Here is a 10456-nt window from a genome sequence, read left to right as displayed (position 1 = left end):
GGGCAGCGGAGAGCATCCGGCCTTCCCTGCGCAATGGCTTTACGGCTTATGCCGTGATCTCCCCGGAGACGAGTTCTGGGTTGACTCCGTCGCTATCGTTTCCGCTCACGCTTCTCCGACAGCTTGACGCCGGCAACGGGCGCCAGGACCACACGGTTTTGCCGTACGCTTAATCCACGCCGTCGTCAGACGTGAACCAGCGTCCACCGCATCCCGCCGCGCGTTCGTGACGTGCGCACGCCCCTCTTGTCGGGCGGGACGCGACGATTCAAACCGCTGATTTGCCCGACGAGGGAAGCGGAATTTTGCCCGTCGGGTTAATTTGTCGCAGCGCGATCACTTACCCCCTGGAGGGGTCCGAGACGAGCGAAGCTCGCTCGTGGGTCGACGCTCATGAAATGAGCGGCGGGGCGGGGTGACAGTCTCTCCTCGCGAACAGCGTCCAAGCTGAGAGACCGTCACCCCACCCCGGCTCGCATGTCGCTTCGCTCGATGCGAGCCGACCCTCCCCCTCCAGGGAGGGTAAGAAAGAAGCTCATCCCTTCTGCAAGATCTCCGGGAACGGTGGTAAGACCTCGCAGTACGGATCGAACTTCCGACAACTTTGACCGCCATGGTAGGATCGGTAGTTTATACGAAGCGTGCCCTCGGAGGGCCGCGATCATTGATTTCAGATCGGCGGTTTTCGGTATGCGAATAAAGAACGCCGCGGCACTGTTTGCCATCGGATTTTTGTCCGTCAGTTTTGGGCTGCCTGACAGCGCGAGATGCCAAACCTCGCTTGCTCCACCGCTTTCGCTTGCCCGGCCGGCACCATCGCCGGACGAGGCTGTGCCGCCGCCTCCGGCCGTCATCCTGGCTTCGCCGCCAGCGGCAGCCGAGGACGCGCCTCCACCGAGGGCAACCGCCAAGCGCGCGGCATCGCCGGTCGCCAGGGACGCGTTCCCGCCAGCGGCAACCGAGGACGCTCCTCCACCAAAGCCAACCGCCAAGCGCGCGGCATCGCCGCCGGCCAAGGACCCGTTCCCGCCAGCGGCAACCGAGGACGCTCCTTCACCAAAGCCAACCGCCAAGCGTGCGCCACCGCCGCCGGCCAAGGACCCGTTCCCGCCAGCGGCAACCGAGGACGCTCCTCCGCCAAAGCCAACCGCCAAGCGCGCGCCACCGCAGGTGGCCAGGGACGCGTCACCGCCAGCGGCAACCGAGGACGCTCCTCCACCGAGGGCGACCGCCAGGCGCACGGCGCCGCCAGTCGCGAGGGAGACACCGCCGCCGAAACCGGCCGCCGATCACGATGGCTTCACCACCAGCATCGAAGACGAACCGGCTCCAACGTTACCCGTCAGCCCACGCACAGCCAAACGGTCGAAGCCGATGAAAGAGCCCGATAGCATCGCGGGGCAACCGTGGGCCGATTCCGCGGAAGATGTGCAGCTCAGGCGCAAACTGACGATCTGCCGCGACTGCAAATAATGGCGCCCGAAATGATGGGGAGATTCACCCCTTCGGCGGATCGAGCCGCTGCAAAATTTCCTGGAACGGCGGCAGCGCCTCGCATCTGATGGCGTGGGCCTGCAGCGCCGGATAGCGCGCATCGAACAGCGCGGGATGCGCTTCGCTGATGAAGCGCAACGCGCAGGCCACCATGATATCGGCATGGCCGATGCGTTCCCCGAACCAGTAGGCCGTCGGGATCGGCTCGCGCTCTCTCTCCAGCATCGCGAGCACGCCGCCGATCTGCGTCTGGCAGCGCTCGACCCAAAGCGCGAGCTGTTCCTTCCGCAGCACCCGCTCATAGATCAGGCTGACCGCCTTGTCGGCGAGGCCACTGCCGAGCGCGCAGATCCGCAATTGCCGGCGGCGCAAATCGCCGCGCTCGGCCATCATCGCCGCTTCCGGGCCGACCAGTTCATCCAGCGCATCCAGGATCGCGGCGCTTTCAATGACAGCCTCGCCGTTGGCGAGCACCAAAGTCGGCACCCGGCGCAACGGATTATACGGCGCGATCTTGTCGGCATCGCCGAAGGTCGACCACGGCCGGTGCTCGAACGGCAAGCCATACAGCCGCAGCGCAATCGCGACGCGGCGGACGAAGGGGGAGTCGTATTGGCCGATCAGGAACATGGATGACTGTGTCCTACTTGTCATGGCCGGGCTTGACCCGGCCATCCATCTGCTTTGAAGGTGTCAAGGGTGATGGATGCCCGGATCAAGTCCGGGCATGACATTCCCCAAACGGAAGGACGGCCATGCGCCTGCCACTCAACGTCCTCGGGCTTTCGTTGCTGCTCCTTGCCGGCTCAGCTCACGCCCAAAGCGGCCCCGTCGGCTTCCAGTCGCCATCGAAAAACATCGCCTGTGCCTATTTCGACTACGACAAGCAAAACACGCTCCGCTGCGACATCATGGAAGCCACGGTGACCGCGCGCCGGCCGGCCGACTGCGATCTTGAATGGGGCAAGGCGTTCGAGATGCGATCCAGGGGCAGCGCCGTACGCCTCTGCTACGGCGATACAGTGATGGACCCCAAGATGCCGATGCTGGTCTATGGCGAGGTCTGGCAGCGCGGCGGATTTACCTGCACGTCGGAGCAATCGGGCGTGACGTGCTTGAATGCGGACAGGCGGGGGTTTTCGATCTCGCGGGCGAAGCAGGATTTGTTTTGAGGGAAACGTGAGTCGATCTCCCTCTCCCCGCCCTTCGCGGGGAGAGGGTTGGGGTGAGGGGCATCTCTCCGAGCAATGATTGTCGAGAGACCTGTACCCCCTCACCCGGATTGCTTCGCAATCCGACCTCTCCCCGCAAGCGGGGCGAGGTAAGGTAAGCCGTCGCTACAGATTCGACTCACCCGATCCAAATCACTCAATCACCGGCACATGCCTCGCCGCGTCACGCGGCGCGGTGCCGTCGAGGCGCGGGTCGTCCTCGATCTCGATTTGCCGCCGGAAGGCGCGAAAGCCGGAGCGCTGATAGAACGCCACCGCTGACGGATGATCGTGCGTGCAGGTGTGCACCCAGAATCGCTCGATCGGCCGCGACCAGGAAAGCTCCAGTGCGCGGTTCATCATCCAGCGGCCGGCGCCGCTGCCGATCAGTTTTGCGGTGACGCCGAAGAAACCAAGCTCGCACTGGCCGGCCTCGCGAAAGTCGAGCTCCAGCAGACCTTCGCCGCGGCCCTCATGCTCCAGCGCATAGACTTCCACCAGCGGTGAATGGATGATCGCGGTGAGCCTGGCATCCGACATCCGCGCCCGCGAAATCCATAGCCATTCCTCGCCGACGCGGCGGAACAGTTCGCGATACCAGTCGAGCGCGGGCGTCTCGACCCGGCGCAGCGTCCATGCGCCCGCAGGGTCCGACGGGATCGCGGGGAGTTCGATCATCTCCAGATGCGTAACGACGGTGGCGATCTTGCCAGAGGGGACGTCGAAGTTACCGTCAGGGAGGATCATGGCTCGTTCTTCCTTATCGTCATGCCCGGGCTTGTCCCGGGCATCCACGACTTCCTTTGTTGCCAAGACGTGGATGGCCGGGACAAGCCCGGCCATGACGACCGAGAGAGTTACCCCTCCCCCTCGTCGCTCGCGAGCAGCCCCTTCACCGCTCTGCCCCACCCCGCGAGCTTTCGCTCCCGCGTCGCCGCACTCATCGCCGGCTTGAACCTGTGCTCCAGCCGCCAATTGTCGGCGAATTTCGCGGGCTCCGGATAGACACCCGCCCGCAGACCCGCGAGATACGCGGCGCCGAGTGCAGTAGTTTCCTGAATCATCGGGCGGTCGACGGGGGCGTCGAGCAGATCGGCGAGGCGCTGCATGGTCCAGTCGGAGGCGGTCATGCCGCCGTCGACGCGGAGCACGTTGGCGGCCTTTTCGCCCGGCCAGTCGGCGCGCATCGCCTCGCGCAGATCGTAGGTCTGATAACAAACGCTTTCGAGGGCGGCGTGCGCGAGTTCGGCGGGGCCGGTGTTGCGGGTGAGGCCGAACAGCGCGCCGCGGACGCGGGGATTCCAGTACGGCGCCCCTAGGCCGACGAAAGCCGGCACCAGATAGACGCTCTGCATGGAATCGGATTTGTCCGCCAGAGGTCCGGTTTCCGACGCCTGCTTGATGATGCCGAGGCCGTCGCGCAGCCATTGCACGGCCGAGCCGGCGACGAAGATCGAGCCTTCGAGCGCGTAGGTGCGCTTGCCGTTCAATTGATAGGCGATGGTGGTGAGCAGCTTGTTCTTCGAGGCGACCGGCGTGGCGCCGGTGTTGAGCAGCGCGAAGCAGCCGGTGCCGTAGGTCGATTTGATCATGCCGGGTGTGAAGCAGGCCTGGCCGATGGTCGCGGCCTGCTGGTCGCCGGCGATGCCTGATATCGGAATCGCGCCGCCGAACAGGCCTGGCTCGCTCTCGCCGAATTTGGCGGAGGAATCCTTCACCTCTGGAAGCATCGAGCGCGGCACGCGCAGCAGTTTCAGGAGGTCGTCATCCCATTCGCCGGTGTGGATGTTGAACAGCAGCGTGCGCGAGGCGTTGGTGGCGTCTGACGCGTGCACCTTGCCGCCTGACAGACGCCACAAGAGATAGCAATCGACGGTGCCGAACATCAGCTCGCCGCGCGCGGCGCGTTCGCGCGCGCCGGGCACGTGGTCGAGGATCCATGCGACTTTGGTGCCCGAGAAATAGGGATCGATGATCAGGCCGGTTTTGGCCGAGATCGCAGGCTCATGGCCTTCGGCCTTCAGCTTGGCGCAGATGTCGGCGGTGCGGCGGTCCTGCCAGACGATGGCGCGGTGCACGGCCTGACCGGTGGCGCGGTCCCACACGACAGTGGTCTCGCGCTGGTTGGTGATCCCGATCGCGGCGATGTCCTTTGCCTTGAGGCCCGCCTTCTCCAGCGCATCGCGACAGACCATCACCGTCGAGGTCCAGATATCCTCCGGCTCGTGCTCGACCCAGCCCGAGGCCGGGAAATGCTGCGGGAATTCCTGCTGCGCCGTGGCGGCGATCGAAATGTCGCTGCGGAAGACAATGGCGCGCGAGGATGTGGTGCCCTGATCGATCGCCAGCACAAAGGACATGATGGTGCTTCCCGGAAAGGTGGTTGGTTGGGGCAAGGAAAGGGGATTGGGAGGGGAAGGTCAATATGGGCGGCGGTGGTGCGCCCCCTCTCCCGCGCTTGCGGGGGAGGGTTGGGGTGGGGGCTCTCTCGACGATGGGACTCGCGGAGAGAGCCCCCACCCGCCTCGCTACGCTCGGCACCCTAAGAGCGAGCTTCGCTCGTCTCGACCCCGCAAGAGCGGGAGAGGGAAGAACTACGTCGCCGCGGTGGTCACCCCACCATCAACCACAATCGTCTGGCCGGTCATGAACGTCGACGCATCGGAGGCAAGATACGCCACGGCACCCGCGATTTCGTCGGGTTCGCCGATGCGGCGCAGCGGCGTGGAAGCCGTGCGGCGCTTGAGGTTGTCAGGATCTTCCCACAACGCCTTGGCGAAATCGGTTTTGACGAGACCCGGCGCCACGCAATTGACGCGGACGCCCTTCGGACCCCACTCGCCGGCGAGGCTGCGGCACAGCGAGAAATCCGCCGCCTTGGAAATCCCGTAGGCGCCGATCACGGTGGAGCCGCGAAACCCGCCGATTGAGGAGATGATGACCACCGAGCCGTTGCCTCGCGATGCCATTTGCGGGATCGCCTGCGCGCACAGCCAGATGTTGCTCTTGACGTTGGAGCCCATGATCTTGTCGAAGGCCTCGTCCTTGATGTCGAGCAGCGGGCCGTAATACGGATTGACCGCGGCGTTGCAGACCAGGATGTCGACCTTGCCGTAATGCTTTGTCGTGCCCGAGATCAGCGCGTCGACTTCCTCGCGGCGCGAGATGTTGCAGGGAATGACATGGGCATCGCCGCCTGATTTCTTGATGCCTTCGGCGACCTCCGCACAGGCATCCGCCTTGCGACTGGAGATCACGACCCTGGCGCCGAGCTTTGCCAGCAGTTCCGCCGAGGAGCGACCGATGCCGCGGCTCGAGCCGGTGAGGACGGCGACCTTGCCGGTGAGATCGAACGGGGTGTTTTTCATTGTTTGTTTCCTCGCTGATTCTTTTTGCCGTCATTGCGAGGAGCAAAGCGACGAAGCAATCCACACTTGTTTTGCCGCACGATGGATTGCTTCGCTTCGCTCGCAATGACGATCTCATTTCGTCATGCCCGGGCTTGACCCGGGCATCCATCTTTTCGAAGAGCGATGGATTGCCGGGTCAAGCCCGGCAATGACAGTTTGTCAGATCAACCCACCCGCATCCGTCACACGGCGCAGATGATAATCCGTGTCGCCAAAAGTGTTCTCGATCATGGTCAGGCGCTTGAAGTAGTGGCCGATCTTGGCTTCCTGGGTCATGCCGATGCCGCCATGGAGCTGGATCGACTGCTGGCCGACGAACTTCAGCGATTTTCCAATTTGCACTTTCGCGGCGGCCACAGCTGTGGCGCGCTCCTTGGCGTTGTCGAAATCGGCCGCCATGGTCGCGAACATCGACATGCTGCGGGCCTGTTCGACGGCGACGAACATGTCGGCGGCGCGGTGCTGCAGGGTCTGGAAGGTGCCGATCGCGACGCCGAACTGCTTTCGCGTCTTCAGGTACTCGACCGTGGATTTGAGCGATTCATCCATCGCCCCGACCGCTTCGGCGCACATCGCGGTGCGGGCGTCGTCGACCACGCGCTCGATCAGTTCAAGCGCGTTCTCGGGATCGCCGATCGCAGCCTCGGCGCCAACCTCGACGCCGGTCAGCGTGATGTCGGCGGCGTGCAGGCCGTCCTGGGTCGGATAGCCCTTGCGGCCGACGCCCTTGGCGTTGGCGGGCACCAGGAACGCGCCGATGCCGTTTCTGTCGCGCCGTGCGCCTGACGTGCGCGCGGTCACGATCAGTGTGTCGGCGTTCTCGCCGTTGATCACGACGAATTTCTCGCCGTCGATCACCCAGCCCGCGCCCTTCTTTTTGGCCGTCGTCGCGACGTCGGAAAGATCGTAGCGCGAGTTCTTCTCGAGCTGCGCAAACGCAAAGGTCTTGCTGCCGTCGATAATCCCGGGAATATGCGCGGCCTTCTGCTCGGCCGAGCCGCCATGGCGCAGGAAGCCGCCGGCGATCACGACCGTGGCGAGATAAGGCTCCAGCACCAGCGCCTTGCCCATCGCTTCCATCACGATCGCGGTTTCCACAGCGCCGGCGCCGAAGCCGCCGTCTTCTTCCGAGAACGGCAGGCCGAGCAGCCCCTGTTCGGCAAGCTTGCCCCACACGGTCTTGCTCCAGCCGCCCTTCTCGGTGCGGTATTTCTTGCGCGCCTCGAAGTCGTAGGAATCGTTGAGGAGACCGTCGACGCTTTCCTTGAGAAGCCGCTGCTCCTCGGACAAATCAAAATCCATGTTGTTTACTTTCCGGCTTCTGTGTCGTCATGGCCGGGCTTGACCCGGCCATCCACGACTTTCCTATCCTCAAACAAGACGTGGATGCCCGGGACAAGCCCAGGCATGACGGTGGCGGGACTAAAGCCCCAGCACCGCCTTGGTGATGATGTTGCGCTGGATCTCGTTGGAGCCGCCGTAGATCGAGACCTTGCGGTTGTTGAAGTAGCTCGGCGCGATCTGCGCGGTCCAGTCCATCGCCTCGTTGGAGCCGTCGTCGCCATGCTCGTCATAGGGCGCGGCGAACGGGCCGATCACTTCCATCAAAAGCTCGGTGGTGGTCTGCTGGATTTCCGAGCCCTTGATCTTGAGCACCGAGGACGCCGGGTTGGGCTTGCCCTTGCCGTGCTTGCCTTCGTCGGCGACGACGCGCAGCTGGGTGAGTTCGAGCGCCTTCAGCTCGATCTCGCAGGCCGCCAGCTTCTCGCGGAAACCCTGGTCCTCGAGCACCGGCTTGCCGTTGGATTCGACCTTGGCGGCAAGATCCTTGATGCGGCGCAGCCGCTCCTTGGAAACGCCGACCCGGGCGATGCCGGTGCGCTCATTGCCGAGCAGAAATTTTGCGTAATCCCAGCCCTTGTTCTCCTCGCCGATCAGATTTTCGACGGGAACCTCGACGTCGTCGAAGAACACTTCGTTGACCTCATGGCCACCGTCGATGGTCTCGATCGGGCGCACCGTGATGCCCTTGCTCTTCATGTCGAACACGATGAAGGAGATGCCCATCTGCTTCTTGGCATTGTTGTCGGTGCGACAGAGGCAGAAGATCATGTCGGCGTGCTGCGCCAGCGTGGTCCAGGTCTTCTGGCCGTTGATGATGTATTTGTCGCCACGGCGCTCGGCCTTGGTCTTCAGCGAGGCGAGGTCCGATCCGGAGCCCGGCTCGGAGAAGCCCTGGCACCACCAGTCGTCGACATTGGCGATGCGCGGCAGATACTGCTTCTTCTGCGCTTCATTGCCGAAGGTGTAGATCACAGGCCCGACCATGCTGACGCCGAAGGCGAGCGGCGCCGGCGCCGGATGCATCTGCAGCTCTTCGTTGAAGATGTAGTGCTGCACGGAGGTCCACCCCGTGCCGCCATATTCCTTCGGCCAGTGCGAGACGCCCCAGCCCTTCTTGTTCAGGATGCGCCACCAGGTCACCATCTCGTCCTTGGAAAGGTGGCGGCCTTCCTGCAGCTTGCGCCGTGTATCCGGCGGCACGTTGTCTTTGAAGAAGGTCCGCACTTCCTCACGAAACGCTATTTCTTCCTTGCTGAAAGCGAGATCCATCGGATCCTCCTTACTGAGCTAATCGTTTGTTGGGTTGAGCCGCCTGCGGCGATGGCTGCCGCAGACGCAGTTCATGACGCGACAACTTGCCGACCGGCGTGCGCGGCAGTTCATCGACGAAATCGAGCGCTGCCGGGATTTCATGCTTGCCGAGCTTGCCGGTGAGGAAGCCGCGCAGCTCTTCCAGCGCGAACGGTTTTGCATCCGCGCGCAGCTTGATGAAAGCCTTGGCGGCCTCGCCGCGGTAATCGTCGGGAATCCCGATCACGATCACTTCCTGCACCGACGGATGGGTGTAGATCGCCTGCTCGATCATCTGCGGATAGACGTTGAAGCCGCCGGAGATGATCATGTCCTTCTTGCGGTCGACCAGGTAGAAATAGCCGTCGCCATCCATGTAGCCGATGTCGCCGGTCAGGAAGCGGTCGCCGACGAACGCTTCGGCGGTTTCCTTCGGCCGGTTCCAGTAGCCTTTTGTCACATTTGGTCCGCGGATGCGGATTTCGCCGACTTCGCCGACCGGCATCAATTGCTTGGGATCGTCGAGCGACACCACGTCCATCTCGATCCCCGGCAGCATCAAACCAATGGAGCCCGGCTTGTCCGGGCCTTCCTTGGGATGGGCGGTGCCGGGCGAGCAGGTCTCGGTCATGCCCCAGCCGCTCTTCAGCTTCATGCCGACCCGCTGCTCGAGGATCCGCGCGACCTCGACCGGCAGCGGTGCGCCGCCCGAGCCGACGCTGACCAGCGAGGACAGATCGCGCTTGTCGAGATCGGGCAAGGCCGCGATCGCGATCCACATCGTCGGCACGCCGGGGAACGCGGTGGCGCGCTTGGTCTCGATATCGCGCATTACGGACTCGACATCGAAACGTTGATGCAGCGAGATCAGATGGCCGCGCCGGATCGAGGACAGCAGCACCACCGTCAACGCATAGATATGAAACAGCGGCAGCACGCAGATCACGCGCTCGATCGGATTGTTGCGCTCGGCGCGCGACCGCTTGCCCCAGACGTCGTAGACCGAAACGGCGGAAGTCAGGTTGCCATGGCTCAGCATGGCGCCCTTCGGCAGGCCCGTGGTGCCGCCGGTATATTGCAGCAGCGCGACATCGTCGGCGCTCATGACAGGCCATTGCGCGGGCTTGGCCGCGCCGTCGATGAATTGCCTGTAGGTGATGACAGCGGGATTATCAGGCAATGCCGTCTGCGGCGTGCCGACCTTGCGCCAATCATCGTCCTCGCAAACGATGAGGCGATCAAGCAGGCCCTTGTCGAGGAATTTCAGTGCGGTCGGCAACAGCGCCGACAAATTGCTGGTGACCAGCACGCGCGCGCCGGAATCCGAGAGCTTGTGCGACAGCGCGATCTCGCCGTCGAGCGGCGACAGGTGCACGATGCGGGCACCGGCCTTCAGCGCGCCAAAGAAATTGACGGGATGATCAGGCGAATTGCCAAGGAACAGCGCAACCGAATGACCCTTGCCGTAGCCGGCGCGCAGGAAGGCGGAGGCTGCCGTCTCCACCAGGGTTTCGAGCGCGGCGTAACTGATCGGCCGGTCGCGGAATTCGAGCGCAGGGCGCGATCCGAACTCGGCGGCCGCTGCCGACAACAAATCAGGCAGCGTGCCGCGCGGCAGCGGATCGTCCCAGTGAACGCCGTGCGGATAGAACTGTTCGCCGGGATGGGTCATGCAAATTCTGCGACGCGTGAGGTGAGCACAAATCT

General features: G+C 63.8%; 8 protein-coding genes. 1 reads left to right on the top strand and 7 read right to left on the bottom strand.

The genetic code is table 11. From position 1 onward, the window contains the following. Positions 1–1497 precede the first annotated feature (1497 nt). Positions 1498–2124 (bottom strand): glutathione S-transferase family protein, encoded by a 627-nt coding sequence (locus JQ575_RS39125; RefSeq protein ID WP_212038511.1) that lies wholly within the window; start codon positions 2122–2124, stop codon positions 1498–1500. A gap of 125 nt (positions 2125–2249) precedes the next feature. Between JQ575_RS39125 and JQ575_RS39120 the strand changes: the two genes are divergently transcribed. Continuing rightward, positions 2250–2666, top strand: coding sequence for a DUF6636 domain-containing protein (locus tag JQ575_RS39120; RefSeq protein ID WP_212038510.1), 417 nt, complete (start codon positions 2250–2252; stop codon positions 2664–2666). A gap of 192 nt (positions 2667–2858) precedes the next feature. Here the strand turns inward: JQ575_RS39120 and JQ575_RS39115 are convergent, their stop codons facing one another. The 6 genes from JQ575_RS39115 to pimA form a co-directional block, all read right to left on the bottom strand. Beyond that, positions 2859–3452 carry a GNAT family N-acetyltransferase gene (locus JQ575_RS39115; protein ID WP_212038509.1) on the bottom strand — a complete coding sequence of 198 codons (594 nt, stop codon included), beginning with the start codon at positions 3450–3452 and terminating at the stop codon, positions 2859–2861. Positions 3453–3562: 110 nt separating this feature from the next. Beyond that, positions 3563–5065, bottom strand: coding sequence for a glycerol kinase GlpK (gene glpK / locus JQ575_RS39110; RefSeq protein ID WP_212038508.1), 1503 nt, complete (start codon positions 5063–5065; stop codon positions 3563–3565). Between the two features lie 234 nt (positions 5066–5299). After that, positions 5300–6073, bottom strand: a complete 774-nt coding sequence (locus JQ575_RS39105) for an SDR family NAD(P)-dependent oxidoreductase (RefSeq protein ID WP_212038507.1) — start codon at positions 6071–6073, stop codon at positions 5300–5302. 201 nt (positions 6074–6274) lie between these two features. After that, a complete protein-coding gene (gene pimD / locus JQ575_RS39100; protein ID WP_212038506.1) occupies positions 6275–7417 on the bottom strand; it encodes a pimeloyl-CoA dehydrogenase small subunit in 1143 nt (380 codons plus the stop codon). A 120-nt stretch (positions 7418–7537) separates the two neighbouring features. Then, positions 7538–8728 (bottom strand): pimeloyl-CoA dehydrogenase large subunit, encoded by a 1191-nt coding sequence (gene pimC, locus JQ575_RS39095; RefSeq protein ID WP_212038505.1) that lies wholly within the window; start codon positions 8726–8728, stop codon positions 7538–7540. Positions 8729–8738: 10 nt separating this feature from the next. Continuing rightward, positions 8739–10421 (bottom strand): dicarboxylate--CoA ligase PimA, encoded by a 1683-nt coding sequence (gene pimA / locus JQ575_RS39090; protein ID WP_212038504.1) that lies wholly within the window; start codon positions 10419–10421, stop codon positions 8739–8741. Positions 10422–10456 lie beyond the last annotated feature (35 nt).

The sequence above is a fragment of the Bradyrhizobium sp. JYMT SZCCT0428 genome (assembly GCF_018131075.1).
Taxonomy (GTDB): Bacteria; Pseudomonadota; Alphaproteobacteria; order Rhizobiales; family Xanthobacteraceae; genus Bradyrhizobium.
This window is presented reverse-complemented; position numbering and strand designations above follow the sequence as displayed.